General features: G+C 40.8%; 16 protein-coding genes and 1 pseudogene. 9 read left to right on the top strand and 8 right to left on the bottom strand.

Annotated elements, in window-relative coordinates:
- Positions 1-163: 163 nt before the first annotated feature.
- Positions 164-691 carry a sugar O-acetyltransferase gene (locus tag P20429_RS17235; protein ID WP_007580407.1) on the bottom strand — a complete coding sequence of 176 codons (528 nt, stop codon included), beginning with the start codon at positions 689-691 and terminating at the stop codon, positions 164-166.
- 159 nt (positions 692-850) lie between these two features.
- Between P20429_RS17235 and P20429_RS17230 the strand changes: the two genes are divergently transcribed.
- From P20429_RS17230 to P20429_RS17215, 4 genes are all read left to right on the top strand, one after another.
- A complete protein-coding gene (locus tag P20429_RS17230; protein WP_007580412.1) occupies positions 851-1,615 on the top strand; it encodes a DeoR/GlpR family DNA-binding transcription regulator in 765 nt (254 codons plus the stop codon).
- Positions 1,616-1,661: 46 nt separating this feature from the next.
- Positions 1,662-3,482, top strand: a complete 1,821-nt coding sequence (glmS, locus tag P20429_RS17225; RefSeq protein WP_007580413.1) for a glutamine--fructose-6-phosphate transaminase (isomerizing) — start codon at positions 1,662-1,664, stop codon at positions 3,480-3,482.
- Between the two features lie 112 nt (positions 3,483-3,594).
- Entirely contained in the window at positions 3,595-4,785 is a 1,191-nt protein-coding gene (locus P20429_RS17220) for an alpha/beta hydrolase-fold protein (RefSeq protein WP_007580415.1), read from the top strand.
- Positions 4,786-4,932: 147 nt separating this feature from the next.
- Positions 4,933-6,234, top strand: a complete 1,302-nt coding sequence (locus tag P20429_RS17215; protein WP_007580418.1) for a DEAD/DEAH box helicase — start codon at positions 4,933-4,935, stop codon at positions 6,232-6,234.
- Between the two features lie 97 nt (positions 6,235-6,331).
- On the opposite strand, the gene P20429_RS17210 is transcribed toward P20429_RS17215, so the two are convergent.
- Together P20429_RS17210 and P20429_RS17205 are read right to left on the bottom strand one after the other, a co-directional pair.
- Positions 6,332-7,729: a hypothetical protein gene (locus P20429_RS17210; RefSeq protein WP_007580420.1), complete on the bottom strand. Its 1,398-nt coding sequence runs from the start codon at positions 7,727-7,729 to the stop codon at positions 6,332-6,334.
- Between the two features lie 32 nt (positions 7,730-7,761).
- Positions 7,762-10,173, bottom strand: a complete 2,412-nt coding sequence (locus tag P20429_RS17205; protein ID WP_007580422.1) for a TonB-dependent receptor — start codon at positions 10,171-10,173, stop codon at positions 7,762-7,764.
- Between the two features lie 141 nt (positions 10,174-10,314).
- On the opposite strand from P20429_RS17205, the gene P20429_RS17200 reads away from it, so the two are divergent.
- Together P20429_RS17200 and P20429_RS17195 are read left to right on the top strand one after the other, a co-directional pair.
- On the top strand, positions 10,315-10,731 hold the full coding sequence (locus P20429_RS17200) for a MerC domain-containing protein (protein ID WP_007580425.1): 417 nt from the start codon (positions 10,315-10,317) through the stop codon (positions 10,729-10,731).
- A 146-nt stretch (positions 10,732-10,877) separates the two neighbouring features.
- Positions 10,878-11,729 (top strand): alpha/beta hydrolase, encoded by an 852-nt coding sequence (locus P20429_RS17195; protein WP_007580426.1) that lies wholly within the window; start codon positions 10,878-10,880, stop codon positions 11,727-11,729.
- Positions 11,730-11,795: 66 nt separating this feature from the next.
- On the opposite strand, the gene P20429_RS17190 is transcribed toward P20429_RS17195, so the two are convergent.
- The 5 genes and pseudogenes from P20429_RS17190 to P20429_RS17175 form a co-directional block, all read right to left on the bottom strand.
- Positions 11,796-12,044, bottom strand: a complete 249-nt coding sequence (locus P20429_RS17190; RefSeq protein ID WP_002963088.1) for a DUF3297 family protein — start codon at positions 12,042-12,044, stop codon at positions 11,796-11,798.
- Positions 12,045-12,275: 231 nt separating this feature from the next.
- A complete protein-coding gene (locus tag P20429_RS17185; protein WP_007580429.1) occupies positions 12,276-12,485 on the bottom strand; it encodes a cold-shock protein in 210 nt (69 codons plus the stop codon).
- Between the two features lie 186 nt (positions 12,486-12,671).
- Positions 12,672-12,881, bottom strand: coding sequence for a cold-shock protein (locus P20429_RS17180; protein ID WP_006792548.1), 210 nt, complete (start codon positions 12,879-12,881; stop codon positions 12,672-12,674).
- Between the two features lie 425 nt (positions 12,882-13,306).
- Positions 13,307-13,422, bottom strand: a pseudogene (locus P20429_RS21015) (putative sulfate exporter family transporter); the annotation flags it as partial.
- A gap of 241 nt (positions 13,423-13,663) precedes the next feature.
- Entirely contained in the window at positions 13,664-14,413 is a 750-nt protein-coding gene (locus tag P20429_RS17175; protein WP_007580431.1) for a GntR family transcriptional regulator, read from the bottom strand.
- A gap of 580 nt (positions 14,414-14,993) precedes the next feature.
- Between P20429_RS17175 and P20429_RS17170 the strand changes: the two genes are divergently transcribed.
- The 3 genes from P20429_RS17170 to P20429_RS17160 all read left to right on the top strand — a co-directional run bounded on the left by P20429_RS17170 (position 14,994) and on the right by P20429_RS17160 (position 19,238).
- Entirely contained in the window at positions 14,994-16,583 is a 1,590-nt protein-coding gene (locus P20429_RS17170; RefSeq protein ID WP_007580433.1) for an alkaline phosphatase, read from the top strand.
- Positions 16,584-16,594: 11 nt separating this feature from the next.
- Entirely contained in the window at positions 16,595-18,385 is a 1,791-nt protein-coding gene (locus P20429_RS17165; RefSeq protein ID WP_007580435.1) for an alkaline phosphatase, read from the top strand.
- Positions 18,386-18,524: 139 nt separating this feature from the next.
- Positions 18,525-19,238: a hypothetical protein gene (locus P20429_RS17160; protein WP_007580437.1), complete on the top strand. Its 714-nt coding sequence runs from the start codon at positions 18,525-18,527 to the stop codon at positions 19,236-19,238.
- Positions 19,239-19,280 lie beyond the last annotated feature (42 nt).

Below are 19,280 nucleotides of genomic sequence, written 5' to 3' on the forward strand. Positions count from 1 at the left end.
TGGCGGAATAATGCACAGCTAACACTCTACACTTACACCAATATCTTTCATTTCACTCAAGTGTTTACTGCTAAAGAGATACACACCCTCGTAAAGTACGTTTATTTAGCTACTATTATTAGAGTTAAAAAACACATAAAGTTAGAAGCTAAATAAACTCCCTTCAAATATCGCGAATTTTTGTGGCAGGATTACCAGCTACGACAGTATTATCCATTACATTTTTTGTAACCACAGCTCCTGCAGCAACAATACTGTTTTCTCCAATACTTACACCCGCTAAAATAATTGCACCAGCACCAATCCACACGTTATTACTTATGGCGATAGGTGCTGCAAAATTTTCTTTATTAAGCCTTTCAGTAGGATTAACTGCGTGTGATACCGCTAAAAGCTGAACGTTTGGACCTATTAAGCAGTCATCACCAATCATGATTGAGCAATTGGCTAACGGCGAGTCGAGGAGGGTGCAATTAATATTTATAAAAGTACGATCACCAATAACTATTTGATTGCCATAATCGCAATGAAAACCTGATTCTATAATTACACCATCACCTGACTTTAAAAATAACTCCTTGATACGTTTTAAGTTGCCTCTACTTGGACTCTTATTAAATAAACGGCAGGTTTCACCTGCTTGCTTTCGTTGTGCTAAATATTCTTTACTGATGCTATTAAATGACTGCATTGTATTTATCTTTATAACTTAATTGGTTATAGCTTACCGTACTTTTAGTTTTATTATTATTAGAATAAAACTGTGTTATTTTTGCTCGTTCACTTGCCATTTAGGTTGTTTCGTTTAAAATCTTATAACTTTCGAAACGAAACTTAATTCGCAATCTTTATGACAAAACGAAATACACAGCAGCGTCGCCATAACATCTTGGGTCAGGTTAATGAACTAGGTGAAGTAGTTGTTGAAAAATTAGCAGAACAGTTTCAAACATCTGAAGTAACCATTCGAAAAGATTTAACCTCGCTTGAAAAAAGTGGCTTATTACTTCGCCGCTACGGTGGTGCTATTGCACTACCTAAAGAAATTGTTAGCGATGAAATAGATTCAAAGCGCAAAGTGGCTATAGCAAAAGCTGCAGCAACGCTTATAAAAGATCATAACCGCATTATTATTGATAGCGGACGCACTACGGCAGCTATGATCCCTGAGCTTGCTGATAAGCGTGGGCTAGTTGTTATGACCAACGCAATTAAAGTAGCGAGTCGTTTATTAGCACTCGAGAACGAGCCGACACTTTTAATGACCGGCGGAACGTGGGATCCACATTCTGAGTCATTTCAGGGGCAAGTTGCTGAAAATGTATTATGCTCTTACGATTTTGATCAGCTATTTATTGGTGCGGATGGTATAGACGTAAAGCGCGGCACAACGACTTTTAATGAGTTAGTTGGTTTGAGCCAAGTAATGGCAAAAGCCGCTCGTGAAGTAATTGTAATGGTTGAATCAGATAAGATTGGCCGAAAAATACCAAATTTAGAATTACCGTGGAAAATAGTAACCACATTAATAACCGACAATGGCTTAGCAGACGAAAAACGCAAAGCAATTGAGGCGTGTGGTGTAAAACTAATTTGCGCAGAGATTATTGAATAGTAACTACAAAGTGAGTTACTAGAATTAAAAAATTAATGGAGACACTATGTGTGGAATAGTTGGGGCAGTTGCAGAACGTCCAGTAAACAAAATTTTAGTTGAAGGCCTTAAACGTCTTGAATACCGTGGTTATGACTCAGCAGGCGTAGCATTGCTTGATGGCAACACACTTAATACTGTTAAAGCAGTAGGTAAAGTAGTTAACGTAGAAGCAGCTCTAGAAAAAGCAGGCGTTAGCGGTCATACAGGTATTGCACATACGCGCTGGGCAACACATGGTAGCGTTACAGAAGCAAATGCACACCCACATGTATCAAACAACCAGTTAGCACTTGTGCACAACGGTATTATTGAAAACCACGCTAGCCTACGTACAGCACTTAAAGCAGATGGGTACGAATTCTTATCAGACACTGATACAGAAGTAATGGTGCATTTAATTCACCAACTTCGTAAACAACACACAACGTTACTTGCATCAGTACAAGCAGCTGTTAAACAGTTTGAAGGCGCTTTTGGTACTGTTGTATTTGATAAAGACAACGACAACGAAATCATTGTAGCGCGCTCAGGTAGTCCTCTTGTTATTGGTTTAGGCCTTGGCGAAAACTTTATTGCGTCTGATCAGTTAGCATTACTACCTGTTACTCGTAGCTTCATCTTCTTAGAAGAAGGCGACGTAGCACGTATTACACGTGACACAGTAGAAATTTTTGATGCAGACGGTAACGCAGTTGAGCGTGAAGTGATTGAATCAAATATTACGCAAGATGCATCAGGCAAAGGCGATTACCGTCACTACATGCTAAAAGAAATTTACGAGCAGCCACTTGCTGTACGTAATACTCTTGAAGGGCGTTTAAACGACGACCGTGTAGCAATTGATGCCTTTGGCGAAAGCGCTCAGCAAATATTTAAAGATGTAAAACATGTGCAAATTATTGCCTGTGGTACGTCTTACCATTCAGGTATGGTTGCACGTTACTGGCTTGAGCAGTTTGCGGGTGTTAGCTGTAATGTAGAAATAGCTTCTGAATTTAGATACCGTCAGTCGTTTGTTCATGAAAATAGCTTACTTGTTACTATTTCTCAATCTGGTGAAACTGCCGATACGCTAGCTGCATTACGCCTAGCTAAAGAGCAAGGTTACATGGCCTCAATGACTATTTGTAACGTACCTGGTTCATCGCTTGTACGCGAATCAGACCTTGCCTTTATGACTAAAGCAGGCGCTGAAATAGGCGTGGCATCTACTAAAGCATTTACTACGCAGTTAGTTGGTTTGTTAATGCTTACTGCGTCTATAGCGCAGGAAAAAGGCCTTGACCAAAGCGCAATTGTAAATGCAATTAAAGTACTTCCAGCTAAGTTAGAAGAAACATTATTACTCGCTGATGGTATTGCAGATCTTGCAGAAGAGTTTGCCGACAAACACCACTCATTGTTTTTAGGTCGTGGCTCGCAATACCCTATTGCAATGGAAGGCGCGCTTAAGCTTAAAGAGATTTCGTACATTCACGCAGAAGCCTACGCCGCTGGCGAGCTAAAACACGGCCCATTAGCACTTATTGATGCCGACATGCCAATTATTGTTGTAGCACCAAATAACGAATTGCTAGAAAAACTTAAATCAAACGTAGAAGAAGTACGCGCACGTGGCGGCATTATTTACGTATTCGCAGATAAAGATTCACACTTTGAGTCAGACGACACAATGCGTGTAATCAACGTAAACCACACTGACGATATTATTGCGCCAATTGTTTACACACTGCCATTGCAGCTACTGTCGTACTACGTAGCGGTAATTAAAGGCACTGACGTTGACCAACCACGTAACTTAGCTAAATCGGTTACGGTTGAGTAAAATCAAAAGGTTGGTAATTACCTGTTAAAGATAAAAAGGCGCTCAATGCGCCTTTTTTTGTACCTCAAAGCCTGTTAGATTAAATAACACACTACTTTCTAAAGGATTAGTCATGCGTTTATTAACCGCTGTTTTTATATATAGTTTATTTTCATTGTTTTCTAGTAGCACACTTGCAGAGCCTGATTTAAAACAGCAAACCATTGGCTATCCGCAACACACACATACATTTAAATCGGCTGTTTTAAACGAAGAACGCACAGTTGTCGTTCAGTTACCTAAGAGCTATCAATCTGAGCCAAACAAGGTATATCCTGTTATATATCGCTTAGATGGCGCGGGTAATATACCGCTTGCCAGTGCTGTAATGGATCGACTGCAAAATAATAATCGTGCGCCTGAGGTTATTATTGTCGCTATTGAAAACACTAATCGCTTAAGAGATTTATACCCCACAGTTAATAAAGAGCCACAAGGCCCGGTAGGTGAAGGCGGAGGCGCAGCAAAGTTTTTAGCATTTATTGAGCAAGAGCTTATGCCCTTGATTAATAAAAGCTATCGTACGCATAACTTTAATGTGATTGCTGGGGGCTCAGCAGCAGGCGTGTTTGCACTTTATACTATGCAAGCTAACCCTGAGCTTTTCCAAGCGCATATTGCTTACAGCCCTGCCGTTTGGTGGAACTATGGCGCACCGGTAAAAGCGACTAAGTCGTTTATTAATAAATCAAAAGACCTGAATAACTATGTTTATATAAATATTGGCGAAGAAGCTGGCTTAATGCGTGAGCGATATAATGAGCTGCAGCAAGCTTTACAATCTAATAGCTTGCCAAATTTACGCTTTTTCAGTGACGCATTTGAAAATGTATCGCATAACTTAACATCTGCCGCTGGGGCCTTTAATGCTTACCATCATTTATTTTTACCCAAACAAATGCCCATGAGTGCTTTAAGCGATGATATAGAATCTATTGATGTTTATTATAAAAAGTTATCTCAGCAATGGGGGGAGCAAATAACACCTCCAGAGGCGGCTGTTAGGCAACTTGGTTACAACCTAGTAAATATGCAGCAATATGAGCGGGCTGTGGCAGTATTTAAGCATAATGTTAAGCATCACTCACAATCTGTTGATGCACTATGGGGGTTAGGTTATGGCTATGAATTACAAGGTAATATACAACAGGCACTTATTAAAATAGAGGCCGCTTTAAATGTCGTAGATACCACATACCCCTATTTAGATACCTTAAAAGAGACTAAAAGTAGATTACAAGCACTGTTAAATAAAACCCAGTAATATAAAAGGACAATGCGCGGGGGTAGCCTGCGCTTACAGTTACCTTTACAACACGCCGCTGATATTTAAATCACTAATCTCTACTTAATAAGCGCTAAATACGCTAAAATTGCAGGCTAACTTTTTAGCAATGAGCCCGTAATATTCATGACCTCAGCCACAAGCCCTAGCACTTTTTCCGAACTTGGCCTTATTCCAGAGCTATTAGCTCGATTAACCGATTTGGAATATACCCAGCCTACGCCAATTCAAGCTAAGGCTATACCTAGTGTGCTTGCGGGCAGTGACCTAATTGCAGGGGCAAATACTGGCTCGGGTAAAACGGCAACGTTTGCATTACCTATTTTGCAAAAAGCTTTCCTTGAGCAGGGCGCTAAAAATACTGCCAGCAAAGGTAATTTTGTAACGGGGCTTATTTTAGTACCGACGCGTGAGCTTGCTACGCAAGTGGCCGATAGCGTTAAATCGTATTCTGCTAACTTTAATGGTGCAATCAAAACAGTTGCAGTGTTTGGTGGTGTGTCGGTTAATACACAAATGCAGGCTCTACGCGGCGGTGCTGATATTATAGTGGCAACACCAGGGCGCTTACTCGATTTAATCTCAAGCAATGCTATTAAGCTCGATAAACTAAATACGCTTGTACTTGATGAAGCCGACCGCATGCTAAGCCTTGGCTTTACTGAAGAGCTTGCTGAGTTATTAGCGCTTATGCCTGCTAAAAAACAAACTATGTTGTTTTCAGCAACCTTCCCTGAGCAAGTTAAGCTATTAACGCAAGAGCTTTTAAACGACCCAGTTGAAATACAAGTACAAAACAAAGATGAAAGCACCTTAGTACAGCGTGTTTTTACCGTAAACAAAGGTGAAAAAACCACAGTTTTAGCACATTTAATTAAAACGCATAAATGGCGCCAAGCGCTGATTTTTGTGAACGCTAAAAAAGACTGTGAGCACCTAGCGGCTAAGCTTGAAAAACGGGGTGTTAATGCACAAGTTTTCCATGGCGATAAAGGCCAAAGTGAGCGTACTCGTGTAATAGAAAAATTTAAAGCGGGCGAAATCGAAGTACTTATCGCAACCGATATTGCTGCACGTGGTTTGGATATTGAAAAGCTGCCAGTGGTAATAAACTTTAATCTACCACGCAGTCCTGCTGATTACATGCACCGTATTGGCCGAAGCGGCCGTGCTGGTGAAGTAGGCTTAGCGCTTTCATTGGTTGATTATGAAGATTTGCATCACTTTAAAATAATCGAGAAGAAAAACAAACTACGTCTTGAACGTGAGGAAATAGCTGGCTTTGCCGTTAACCAAGCTAATCTTGATGCTGCCGAGGCGCTTAAAAATGAAAAGCCAATGGCAAAACCAGAAGGCACAGGCAAGAAAAAGAAAAAAAATAAAGCCGATGATATAGATGATGTGTGGAGTGGCTGGCGCCGTAAGTAACAATAGAGCTAAATAAATAGCTGTAAAAACCCGTAATTAGTAAACCTAATTACGGGTTTTTTGTTTTGTGGCTTTAACTTAAAGCGTTAGTTTTAAATTAATGGTCGTGATCTTCATCTTCTGTTTCTTGTGCAATCCCTAACCAGGTAATGCTTGCAGGTGGAAAAGTTAACTCTAGCTCACTTTCAATTTCTAGATCTTCAAGGTGTACTTGCACTATGTGTTGAGCAATTGGATCGGCAATATAAGCAAACTGACCACTTTGCGCCACTATCATACTAAAGCTCATTCCTTCGGGCATTGTGGTTACGTCTGCTTGAGTAATATCTACTTGGCCTGCGAGTTCCCAGTGCATTTCACCGTCATGTTCATGCCCAGTAAGTACATTTAAAAAGCCTAGGCTGTCGAGTATTAAAAAGTGTTCACCACTGGCTGAAAAAGAATAAGAAACAGCACTTGCGCCATCAGCAAGTTGCCATTCTACTTCTTCCATTTCGGCATTTTCAGGATGAATGCTAAGCAATACTGAACCACTGCCATCATGCCCTGCGGCAATACCAAAAATTGTGTCATTGCTTTTATGGCCGTACAAAGCACCAATGCGCTGATCGCCTACGGCATCTATATTTACAACTTTTTGAGCGCTGTATACATCACCTTGCTGATGGGCAATCAATACACCATCACCACAACCAAATACAACATAATCGTGATTTTGTGCTGCGCCGTGTAAATCGGGGCAGGTTATTTCAAACGTTTGCTCTAGTTCGTAATTACCATCGTGAAGATGATAAACACCCACTTGATCGGGAAGTACTTTGGCATTAGATGTATTACTTGCATCGTCGCGGCGAATGGTTGAGAGTAAATGCTCGCCGCGAGGCTCAGCTACACCATGCATGTTAATGTCGTAGTTAATGCCCGTTAGTGTAGCTGTTGTATTGGTAATATCGTTATCGGTTAGCACTTCTACTGAGGCAGGCGTACCGGTTTCTGCATCGCCATCGTAAAATATTGCTAATTGCCCGTCGTGAGTTATTAAGTGTGTAGGGCGACTACCACTTGTTAGCTCGTAGCTGCTAAACGCAGGGCCTTGCTCATAATCATGCAAGTGCTCTGCGTGATCTTCGCGCCACATACCGCCGTCTATAAACCCTAGGTAATCTTGAGTACGATTAGCAATAACAGCATAACGAAAGCCTGGTGATGCAGATAACGTGTTTGAGTCATTGTTTAGTGTAAATGTATCAAGTAATTCGTTGTTATCTAAATCAAAAAAGCTAGCTTCGTTACTGTCACCTGCCAGAACGGCAAGTCTGCCAAGTGAGTCTATGGTATAGCCGTCGTCATGGTCGTGATCATCGTCATGATTGTGCTCGTCTTCTACAACAATAGGATCTTTTTCCACAATGTTGGTTTCTGCATCGCCACAGGCCGTAATAAATGTAGCGCTAATAGCGAGTGCAATAAGCTTTAATTGATATAGTTTTTTCATGTTTATTTCCTTTAATTATAATTTTTTAACGCTTAAAAATAACCGCGAATACCTAGCGCAAAACTACGTCCTGGACGTGGCGCTATATCCTTTACAAACGAGCTGTGCACGCGTGCTTCTGTATCTGTTAAGTTAGTGCCTCGTAGGTACACAGACATATCTTGGTTTAACATTGAAAGGTCGTAAGAGATGCTTGCATCAACCAATGTGTAGCCGTCTGTTGCTGTTTCTTGTGGGGCTGTGCGGTCTTGCTTTTGATAGCGAGTTACGTGAATATGCGCACTGAGTTTATCTGTTTGATAGCTTAGTTCGCTGCCAAAACGAAGCGGTGGTGTACGGGGTAAATTGCCGCCGTCTTTAAGGCGTGCACGAACGTAGTCAGAGAATACATCTAGCTTAAACTCGTTAGTTAGTTGCCACGCAATTTGCGCTTCAAAACCATGTAAAACTACATCATCTGTTTTAAATAAATAAACGGGTAGCTCTGATGAATGGTCGTGCTCGTCAACGCCTTCTTCTTCATCGCCATGGTCGTGTCCACTTTCGGCGAATAAACCGGTGTCTATTTGGTAATAGTAGTTATCTACTTGGTTGTAAAAGGCATTTAAAATAAAGCCAACATCGCCTTGAGTTTTACGTAGGGTTAAATCGATATTATTGGCTGTTTCCAGATCAATTGCTTGTTCAGATAAACCCAAATGGCCATCTTCATCTAAATCAAATAGTGCGCCTACTTCGTAAGTGCCAGTACCAATATGCGGCCCAAACGATAACAACTCAGAGGCAGAAGGTGCGCGTTCAGAGCGCGATATCGACAGCCCTAAGTTATAGTTAAATGTAAAATCCCATACTACCCCTGCCGATAAACTGACTGGCGTAAATTCATGCTCTACATCAAATACGCGGGTGGTTTCTGCGCTTTCTTCGTGGCCATGATCATGCTCGTCGGCTTCTTCTGCTTCATCGTGTGCGTGAGCGTCAATATTTGGCAGCAATACGTCGCCTGCTTCAATTGTTACACGCTCTATGCGCCCACCTAACTGCACTAAAAAATTCCCAAAGTGCCTTTCTTCCATTAACGCTACAGCAAAGCTTTCGGTCTCTGATGGAGGAGTAAAGGCCTCTTCACCTTGTGCTTCAACATCGCTTTGCTTGTAATGAAAGCTAATACCGCCATTCCATTCGTTAAATTGGTTATGCAGTAGGTCTATGCGTAATTCGTTGGTTTCGTTTTTAAAGGTAGTGCCAACAGCGCCGCTCTCAATTTCAGCGTGTTCGTAGTCGGTATGGCCAGCGCGGAGATTTATTTTGTTTAGCCATTTATTATCTAGGTTGTACTCACCTAATAATTGCACTTTAGTTTGCTCTAAATCAGCAAATACGCTTTCTTCTTCGTCGTTGTGTTCTTCCTCTTCTTCCTCGCCGTGCGTATGACCAGGAATACCGTATTGACGATTAAATTGCTCTACTGCTAAGCCAATAAAGCCGTTATCCATTAAATAGCTAGCGCCAACAGTAAAACCGTCAGACTCTTCATTACTGTTTTCAACTTTATAGTCACCACGATGCTCTTCACCGTCGCTATCTATATCGGCAGCTACAGGTACCCCGTAGTCATCGGCCTCACGCCAAAATGCATCGGCGTAAAAAGCCACCGAGTCTGTGCCTGTGGTGGCATTAAACGAGGCCACTTTTTGGTTATCTACCGAGTTATGTTCTAGGTTCCATTCACCACGCGTGGTGCTGTCGGTAGGTACGCGGTTATCTACTACATTAACCACACCACCAATTGCGCCACTGCCATAAAACAGCGTTGCAGGGCCGCGTAATACTTCAATTTGTTGTGCGGTAGACGCCTCCGATGCAACAGAGTGATCGGGGCCAACGCGCGAAACATCACTAACATCAAGGCCATTTTGAGTAATAAGTACGCGAGGGCCGCTTAAACCACGAATAATAGGTGTGCTGGCTACTTTACCGTGAAAATTTGTATTAACGCCTGGGAGTTTTTCAAGGCTGTCGCCAAGGGTTGCTGCTTGTTGTCGTCTTAGTTGTTCGCCAGATAAAACACTAACAGGCGATGCTGATTCCATTGCCGACATATGAATAGGGGTCGCTTCAATATCAATAACTTCAATAGGCGAGCGCTTTAAATTAAAAGTAACCGATTGGTTTTCATCATTAGTTATTGTTATATCGCGATGAAGATGCGCATAACCAGGGGCTACAACGTGAAGCTCTTTTAAGCCATTTTTTAGTTCTGTTATAACAAATTTACCGTTTTCATCGGTGGTTACTTTAAGATCTGAGCCTTCAACTTCTACCGTTGCATTGGTAACTACTTTACCTTTGTTGTTTAAAACAACGCCTTCTATTGTGGATGCAAGCACACTAGCCGGCAATAAAGCTGCTATGAGAACAGCTAATTGCGATCTACGTTTCATTTGACTACCTTGTTAGATGTTATATTATATCAATTATGCGAGTAATGTTATAATATATCAACAGTAATTAACTGATGTTATTAAAATGTCTCCTTAAAAGTAACGTTTTTGAGTGGAGACACTGATTTAGTAGAGGAAATAATGAAGTCGAGTCAAAGTGTTATGGATCGTATGGCAATAGGGTTATCGGTAATGTGCACAGTGCATTGTTTTGCAACCCCGGTTATTTTAGCGTTATTACCAAGCTTTGCTGTAATGCAAATAGATAGTGAGCAATTTCATTTATGGATTCTTGCGGCGGTAATGCCAACCAGTTTGTTGGCATTGAGTTTAGGCTGTAAAAAACATAAACGTACACGTTATATGGTGTCTGGTGTAACAGGCTTAGCTTTTATGATATTTGCCGTATTGCTAGGCCATGAAGTGCTCGAAAAAGCGCTAACCTTAATAGGCTCAGCGTTTATTGCTGTAGCCCATTGGTTTAATTATCAGCAATGTCTTAAACAGAATGACGACAACTGCCCATGTTCAGGCGGTGAGCCAGATCAAGTGATTTAATGCTATAAGTGCTGGTGGTTTAAACGAAAGCTACACTGGCACTTTATTTTTTATTTAAACTTTGTTTTTTTAGATAGCTTAAATATTCGCTAAAAGTACTTTAAAGTAGGTACTTAATTTATTTTTAGCTTAGGTTAACCAATACAGTGCCTCTTATTTTAAAATCTCTTTTGCTTTTAAGCGCCTTAATATGTTTTAAATTAAGCGCAAATACCCCTTATTCAATACCCCGAAGTAACGTGGTTGAGCTCATTGAGCCCGTTAGCGAGCGGGCGTATCCTGTGTATATTCAGCTTCCTAAATCATACCAAAAGCAGCCTAATAAAACGTATCCAGTTATTTATGTAATCGATGCACCGTATACCTTTCCCATCGTTGCTGGGGCTACACGATTCCCTATGAATAGTGGCAAAATGCAACAGGCTATTATTGTAGCAATTGGCTATGAAAAAGGGTCCGCTGGCTCTAACAGCCGAATTAGAGATTACACGCCTACCTTTGCAAAAGATTGGAAAAAGCAAACAGGTAATGCCAAAGGGCATATTCAGTTTTTACAAAGTACAGTTTTCCCTTTTATTGAAAAAAACTATCGGGCCAGTAACTTACAAAGAACCTACATGGGGCATTCGTTAGGCGGTTTATTTGGCGCGATTATTTTATTAACGACACCCGATTTATTTAGCAATTATATTATTGGCAGCCCATCGGTTTGGTTTGATAACAATGCACTATTAGCGTTAAAAGTGAATAAGCCAAAATTGCCTATAAGGGTATATATATCAGTTGGATCTATGGAAACGCCAGCTTTCGGCGAAGGGCAAAATATGGTTGAAGGTGCTAAGCAGCTAACGCAAAAAATTAATGCGCTTAAAAGTGACAATATAGAATTAAAAAGTGTTGTTATTGACGGCGCTAATCATGCAACCGCATTTCCAACAACAGCAATCCAAGGCTTAGATTGGGTGCTGGGTAAAGCGAAAATTAATATAATTAAATGATTTTTAACAAGCACAAAAAAAGCGACTACCCAATATGGTGTCGCTTTTTTAGTAAGTAGTATTAGCCTACTTATAAAAGGCTTCAACAGTGCCTTTTCTTGTAAGTAAAAGTGGTTGTCCGCGACGATCAAGGCCTTTTGGAGATGCAAACTTTATCCAACCTTCGCTGATGCAGTATTCTTCAACATCAAAACGCTCTTTGCCGTTGAACGTGATACCAATATCGTGTTCAAAAACTTCTTCCACATGATGTGGGCTACGTGGATTAATAGAAAGGCGATCTGGTAAAGCAGGTTTTGCGGTAGTGTCGTTCATGGTCATATTCTATATTGAATGAAGTATGCGCTATTGTAGGCAATACAACGCTTTCGCTCAAGAGAGATAGTAGTAAATGTGTTTAAAAATGTACTAATTAATGAGTTGTGTATACAAATGAGATTGCGCTTGGAAAATATTTACAGAGGAGGTTTTGAAGATATTCGACTAAATAATTATAAAGGTAAATATATTAATGGGTTATCTCTAACCCATTAAATTGTTTAGCAATTAGATGCTAACAATGTTCTCGGCTTGTGGACCTTTTTGACCTTGAGTAACAGTAAACTGTACACGTTGGCCTTCAGCTAAAGTTTTAAAACCGTCACCAGAGATTGCGCTAAAATGTGCGAACACGTCTGCGCCAGATTCTTGCTCGATAAAACCAAAACCTTTTGCTTCGTTAAACCATTTTACTGAACCAGTAGTTGTATTAGACATAATATGTATCCTAAAAAATTAATATAAGTGTGCCTGAAAAGAGGCGATTGAGCCGGAAAAAATAGTTAACTTGAGGATATCGCGTAGGATTATTACTAAAACAACGGGGTACTAACAAATAAAACAAAACTTCTTTCAAACTAGTATTCAAAATGGGTTATTGCTAACCCATTTTAACGAAAGCAATTAGATGCTAACGATGTTTTCAGCTTGTGGACCTTTTTGACCTTGAGTAACAGTAAACTGTACACGTTGGCCTTCAGCTAGAGTTTTGAAACCGTCGCCAGAGATTGCGCTGAAATGTGCGAAAACATCAGGACCAGATTCTTGCTCGATGAAACCAAAACCTTTTGCTTCGTTGAAAAATTTAACTGTACCAGTTGTAGTATTAGACATAATAGTATCCTAAGAATTAATAAAAGTGCGCCTTAAATTAGGCAATTTAACAGGAAGAAAACATACATTTAACTGAGGATAACGCGAAGGATTATTACTAAAACAACGTGGTACTTACAAATAAATAGGGTTTTCTGTCAACCCGATGCCAAGCAGGATAACAGTAAATTGAGCTATATACCAAGCCCTATTGTAAATTTATTTTAGAGTAAGTGCTTTATTAGTTTGTTTGTTTTTTAACTAACCAGTCATGATTTAGGTGATCTTTTTTGCGTCTGAATTTAAGTTAATTTTAATTTAATCAATGCTTTATGTTTGTATTAGCACGCGGTTCTAGAGTAGGCAAAATGCAAGTTTTAAGTGGTTAAAACATGACCTAATTACCTACTGATTTTTTTGATATATACCTTAAATAACTTGATTCATTAGCTCCAAATTACAAATCCAAGTATTAATAATGCAATCCAAAGTGTTTCAGCCACAATTAAAATAATGGGTTTCATACCTACTTCGGTAAGCTTTCTAAATTAGTTTTCATACCGTTTGTACACAATATTCTTACTCTAAGCTTAATAAATTGAACCCTACTGGAAGGAGGGTACTTAATTATTTCAATAGGCATTTATCTCGAAGACGCGTTATGTAATATGTGAATCATGCTGCGTTTACAGCAAAGCGGCAGATTAGTGAATGGAAAGCCAGCAGAAAGCCAGCAAGGTAAGGCTTGCTGTCTTTAAAAAATACGCGCTAAGATTGCTAATTAGTAGTTTAAGTACGTTTAACTAGTCGAGCTCAATTTGGTAATGATAGTGATCGCTACGGCATTTAGTTAGGCGGTATTCAATACGTTTACCTTCGATTGATTCGGTAATACGCGATACTAACAGCAATGGATCGCCTGCATTTATAGCAAGCATTTTTGCATCATCTATTGTAGCAAGTACGGCTTTAATACTGTCCTGGGTTTTGTGCACCGTTTGGTTAAATTTACTCTGATAGTAATGATATAAAGTGTGCGGTATATCACTACTTTTATGTATATCAGGAAAGTAGCTTTGCGGTAGGTATATAGTTTCGCTCATGCAAAACTCGTTATCGAGAATACGCCTACGAACTAGCTTAGTAACTTTGTCTTTTTTATTTAGCTGCAAAGCCTTTATAGCTTCAGCAGGCGCTACACAAAGCTCAACCGATAGCAGTTCCGCTTTTGGCGAGTTGTCACTTTCACCGTCGGCTTGTAACGGAAAAAACCTGAATAAGGCATCTTGCGAGGTATGCTCTGATACAAATGTACCAACGCCTTGGCGACGAGTTACTATTTTATTGTCGGTTAATAAATTAAGCGCTTTACGAACAGTACCTTGGCTTACGTTAAATTCTTCAGCAAGGCGAAATTCGCTAGGTAAAGCCTCGCCGGGCAACCAATGCCGTTTAACAATGAGTTGTTTTATACTATCAGCCACTTGTAAGTAGAGTGGTTGAAAATCCAAGCTTGGGCTACTTAATTTTTGATCAAACATAGAGTTACTCATTGTTATTTACCATTAAATTTAATCCACTTGTAGTTATATCATAGGTGAAGCCTTTTACGCATATTTGCGTTTCTTGATTAAACGTGAGCTACCGCAGTAATTTTTTATTGAGGCAAACTGCATATTATGTTTAAAAATCGTCCTTATTCATTTTAATCTCAGGTGGAGTAACCACATTACTTGATGGATTTTTTTCACTGGGTTTGCCACTCGTTTTTCAGTGTTATAAATACAATTACTCGATTAAATTTACCCGTAGTACCGGTGATACCACTTACACTAAAACTGAAGTTGACGAATTTAACTGTCCGGCAAAGGTAGTAGTGGTTTCATGTACAGGCGCTCTGGGTTAGATATAGCATTTTCGCCAGATTTTAAATAACTCCCTCAATAATTTCCCTTAAAAGCGCAACGTTTAACACGTTGCGCTTTTTTTGTGACTTATTTTTGTAATAGTTTAGTCATCTTACTTTCATCAAAATTACCTTTATCAGTCATATCTGTTTTCTATAGTGCAGCGGTTGATCTTTTTTGTGTTTACACATTTCAAAAAATAACCACTAAACAATGGGAATTACGGATGAAAATTAAAAAAGTCGCTGCGGCAATCGCGCTAACATTTGCGTTTAGCGCAGTTAGCCATGCTGATGTACTACCGCAAAGCCAAAAAGACAGCAGCTGGTATAGCGCTGCGCAAACTAAACTAACAACAAAAACAGCACAAGCGCAGGCTACACAAGCCACTAAAGCTAAAAACGTCATTTTATTTGTGGGCGATGGCATGGGTATTTCTACTCTTACCGCCGCGCGTATTTTACAAGGGCAGCGTAATAACCAATCTGGCGAAGAAGGTTATTTAAGCTTTGAAGAGTTCCCGTACTCTGCACAAGTTAAAACGTATAACGTAGATGCTCAAACTCCTGATTCAGCAGGCACGATGACGGCTATTATTTCGGGTGTAAAAACCGATGTGGGCGTTATTGGTGTAGACGAAGATATTGAACGCGGTGTGTGTTCAACAGTGGCAGGTAACGAGCTAATTACCGCGACCGAATTGGCTGAAATTAAAGGGCTATCTACCGGTATTATTTCTACAGCACGTATTACTCATGCAACCCCTGCTGCCACATATGCTAAATCGGCTGACCGTAACTGGGAAGACGTATCAGATATGCCAGAAGATGCCGTAACGGGTGGCTGTGAAGACATTGCATCGCAACTGGTTAACTTTGAAAAAAACCTAGAAGCACGATTTGTAGGGACCGACGTAGACGGTCTTGATTTTGTAATGGGTGGCGGTCGTCGTCACTTTTTACCAAAAGACGAAACGGCTAACTCAACAGATGCAGTAAGCGCTATAGAAGGCGACCGTACTGACGAGCGCAACTTAGTAACTGAGTGGCAAACACAATACCCAGATGCTACGTACGTAATGGATCAAACAGGCTTTGATGCAATAGCAGACGACGCCACTAAAGTATTTGGTTTATTTAACGAATCCCACATGCAGTACGAAGCTGACCGCGCAAACGATGTAGCGGGCGAGCCTTCACTTACCGATATGACCACTAAAGCAATTGAAGTGCTTGGTAAAAACGATAATGGATTTTTCTTAACGGTTGAGTCGGGTCGAATTGACCACGCGCACCACGCGGGTAATGCATACAACGCGCTTAACGACACCATTGAGTTTGCTAAAGCCGTGCAAGCAGCAGTAGATAACACCAACCCAGAAGAAACCCTTATTTTAGTAACCGCCGATCACAGCCATGTATTTACTATTGCAGGCTACCCTAAGCGTGGTAATCCAATTTTAGGTCAAGTAGTTGCAGTAGGTGCTACAACACCAAGCCTAGCCGCCGACGATATGCCGTACACCACAGTAGGTTACGCAAATGGCTTAGGTTTTAGAAATCTAGGCGACGAGACTGATGCTGATGCAAGTTACACAAGTGCTGCTGTAGCAGGGCGTGTTGAGCTAAATGGCGTAGATACAACAACCCCAGGTTTTCACCAAGAAGCAACTGTACCAATGGGCTCAGAAACACACGCAGGTGAAGACATATCTTTACATGCAAAAGGTCCTGGTGCTCAGCTAGCACAAGGCGTAATTGAACAAAACGTAGTGTTTCATCTAATTAATCAAGCTCTTGAACTAACTCAGCAATAATGGCGGCTAACATGAACAAATTAACGGTACTTTCTTTGGCAGTAATGGTTGCGCTTGCAGGTTGCTCGAGTGACGATAACAAAAATGAAAACAATATTATCGCAGTAGATAACGCTATTGCAGTGGGCTCTGAGCAGTGTATTAATGGCGGTGTAGAGACGCAAGTAGGCGCAGATACCAATAATAACGACGTGCTAGATAGCGACGAAGTTAACTCAACTAATTTAGTGTGTAATGCACCTGCAACGTCGTTAACAAGCGAGCAGTTAGCCTCGCTCACTAGCAATACTTGGTTTAGTGAAGCACAAACAAAATTAGGTGCTGCACAAACAGCCAGTAGCAACATTGTTACTGAATCAGGCAAAGCTAAAAACGTTATTTTATTTGTGGGCGATGGTATGGGTATTTCTACCATAACCGCAGCACGTATTTTAGCGGGTCAGTTAGAGGGCGAAATGGGTGAAGATCACCAGTTAAGCTTTGAAACTATGCCTTTTTCAGGCTTTGTAAAAACATACAACGTAGATGCGCAAACGCCAGATTCGGCAGGAACTATGACCGCAATGGCATCGGGTGTTAAAACCGATGCAGGCGTTATTGGTATTGATGAAGCAGTTGAACGTGGTAATTGTGCATCAGGCAAAGGGCACGAACTTGTTACCTCGTTAGAGCTTGCTGAAATTGCAGGTAAAGCAACAGGGATTATTTCTACAGCGCGTATTACTCACGCAACACCAGCTGCAACGTATGCTAAATCGGCAGAGCGTAACTGGGAAGATATCTCCGATATGCCAGAAAGTGCGGCAACATGTGAAGACATTGCATCGCAACTGGTTAACTTTGAAGCCAACCTAGAAGCACGCTTTAGTGGTGTTGATGTAGACGGTATTGACGTAGTAATGGGCGGCGGTCGTCGTCACTTTTTACCAAAAGATGCCGCGTTTAATTCAGCCGATGCAGTAAGTGCTGTTGAAGGGGATCGTACAGATAACCGCGACTTAACCGCAGAGTGGAAAACGCAATATCCAAATGGCACGTACGTAATGGATCAAACCGGTTTTGATGCAATAAGTGACGACGCCACTAAAGTGTTTGGGTTGTTTAACGAGTCCCACATGCAGTACGAAGCTGACCGCGCAAACGATGTTGCAGGCGAACCTTCGCTTTCGCAAATGACCGAAAAAGCAATAAACGTGCTTGATAACAACGAGCAAGGTTTTTTCTTAACGGTTGAGTCGGGTCGAATTGACCACGCGCATCATGCGGGTAATGCTTATAACGCGTTAAACGACACTATTGAGCTTGCCAAAGCCGTTAAAGTGGCGATGGAAAACACCAACCCAGAAGAAACATTAATAGTTGTAACCGCCGATCACAGCCATGTATTTACCATTGCTGGTTACCCTAAACGCGGTAACCCAATTTTAGGTAAAGTGGTTGCAGTAGGCGCAACTGAGCCAAGTTTAGCTGCCGACGATATGCCTTATACAACGGTTGGTTACACCAATGGTGGTGGCTTTAGAAACCTAGGAAGCGAGACCGATGCCGATGCAGGTTACGCGTTTGCACCAGTTACAGGGCGTGTTGATTTAACAGATGTTGATACAACCACACCTGGTTTTCATCAAGAAGCACTGGTACCAATGGGCTCTGAAACACATGCCGGTGAAGACGTAGGCGTTTATGCAATGGGACCAGGTGCACACTTGGTAACAGGCACAAACGAGCAAAGCTTTTTATTCCATGTAATGGACTTTGCCGCTGACTTTGTAAAAACAGCAGACGAAAAACTAGCGCAATAAATACCGGCTAGTTATAAATTTAGTTAAATATATCTAAATAAAAAACCCCGCATACTGTGCGGGGTTTTTGTCATTAAACTGACATTTATAATCGTTATGTTATTGCCATAAACTTGAAATATAAATAAGAGATAGCTAAATGAAAAAAGCGTTATTAATAATTGCCACGCTTGTAAGTACAAGTAGCTTTGCCTCGCAATGTGATATTGATGCCAAGCATTTAAAAGCCGATTATAAAATTACCAACAGCCATAAAGCGCAGCAAAGTAGCGAGTCACTTACCCTTTGGCGAAACAACCAGCAAGTAGCGCATCAAAGTGAAGTAATAACCGAGCTTTGGCAGCACTTAGCCAATAATCAAATACGACCAATACGTTACTTTAACGCCCAGCAACGCGGTATTGAATACCAACCATCTGAGGTACGCGGCGTACAAAGCTGGAGTGCTAAAAGTCAGCTGGTGGATAACCACCTAATCGAAAAAATGACCCTAGTAAGCACACAAGGCAAAGGCTGCGGTGAAGTAAAAAACTATACACTGAGCGAAAATGGCAACGACTTTAACCTCGCCTTTTTTACGCATTCAAAATTAGTTAAAACATTTAGTATTAGTAATAAAAAAAGCCAAACAACTACCTTGCTTAGCCTTAATAATGTAAGCACTGATGAGCCATTAATTACCGCTCAATTTGCACAATGGGATCGTTTTCAAACCACAGATTACGCCGACATTGGCGATAACGAAAGCGACCCATTTTTAGCTAAAATGATAAACCTAGGTTTTATTGAGCACGGCGCAACTGGCTTTTATAACCAGCAGGGCGAGGCTATTCAAGGCGGACATCACCACTAGGTTTTTAAATGTTGTAGTTCATAGTTGGCGGCTATGAGCTAC

Source organism: Pseudoalteromonas sp. BSi20429 (assembly GCF_000238895.1).
Classification (GTDB): Bacteria; Pseudomonadota; Gammaproteobacteria; order Enterobacterales; family Alteromonadaceae; genus Pseudoalteromonas; species Pseudoalteromonas arctica.

What these genes read in the sequence shown, in the direction of transcription:
- P20429_RS17235 (WP_007580407.1), bottom strand. Translation starts at nt 691, where the DNA reads ATGCAGTCATTTAATAGCATCAGTAAAGAATATTTAGCACAACGAAAG.
- P20429_RS17230 (WP_007580412.1), top strand. Translation starts at nt 851, where the DNA reads ATGACAAAACGAAATACACAGCAGCGTCGCCATAACATCTTGGGTCAG.
- glmS (WP_007580413.1), top strand. Translation starts at nt 1,662, where the DNA reads ATGTGTGGAATAGTTGGGGCAGTTGCAGAACGTCCAGTAAACAAAATT.
- P20429_RS17220 (WP_007580415.1), top strand. Translation starts at nt 3,595, where the DNA reads ATGCGTTTATTAACCGCTGTTTTTATATATAGTTTATTTTCATTGTTT.
- P20429_RS17215 (WP_007580418.1), top strand. Translation starts at nt 4,933, where the DNA reads ATGACCTCAGCCACAAGCCCTAGCACTTTTTCCGAACTTGGCCTTATT.
- P20429_RS17210 (WP_007580420.1), bottom strand. Translation starts at nt 7,729, where the DNA reads ATGAAAAAACTATATCAATTAAAGCTTATTGCACTCGCTATTAGCGCT.
- P20429_RS17205 (WP_007580422.1), bottom strand. Translation starts at nt 10,173, where the DNA reads ATGAAACGTAGATCGCAATTAGCTGTTCTCATAGCAGCTTTATTGCCG.
- P20429_RS17200 (WP_007580425.1), top strand. Translation starts at nt 10,315, where the DNA reads ATGAAGTCGAGTCAAAGTGTTATGGATCGTATGGCAATAGGGTTATCG.
- P20429_RS17190 (WP_002963088.1), bottom strand. Translation starts at nt 12,044, where the DNA reads ATGAACGACACTACCGCAAAACCTGCTTTACCAGATCGCCTTTCTATT.
- P20429_RS17185 (WP_007580429.1), bottom strand. Translation starts at nt 12,485, where the DNA reads ATGTCTAATACAACTACTGGTTCAGTAAAATGGTTTAACGAAGCAAAA.
- P20429_RS17180 (WP_006792548.1), bottom strand. Translation starts at nt 12,881, where the DNA reads ATGTCTAATACTACAACTGGTACAGTTAAATTTTTCAACGAAGCAAAA.
- P20429_RS17175 (WP_007580431.1), bottom strand. Translation starts at nt 14,413, where the DNA reads ATGAGTAACTCTATGTTTGATCAAAAATTAAGTAGCCCAAGCTTGGAT.
- P20429_RS17170 (WP_007580433.1), top strand. Translation starts at nt 14,994, where the DNA reads ATGAAAATTAAAAAAGTCGCTGCGGCAATCGCGCTAACATTTGCGTTT.
- P20429_RS17165 (WP_007580435.1), top strand. Translation starts at nt 16,595, where the DNA reads ATGAACAAATTAACGGTACTTTCTTTGGCAGTAATGGTTGCGCTTGCA.
- P20429_RS17160 (WP_007580437.1), top strand. Translation starts at nt 18,525, where the DNA reads ATGAAAAAAGCGTTATTAATAATTGCCACGCTTGTAAGTACAAGTAGC.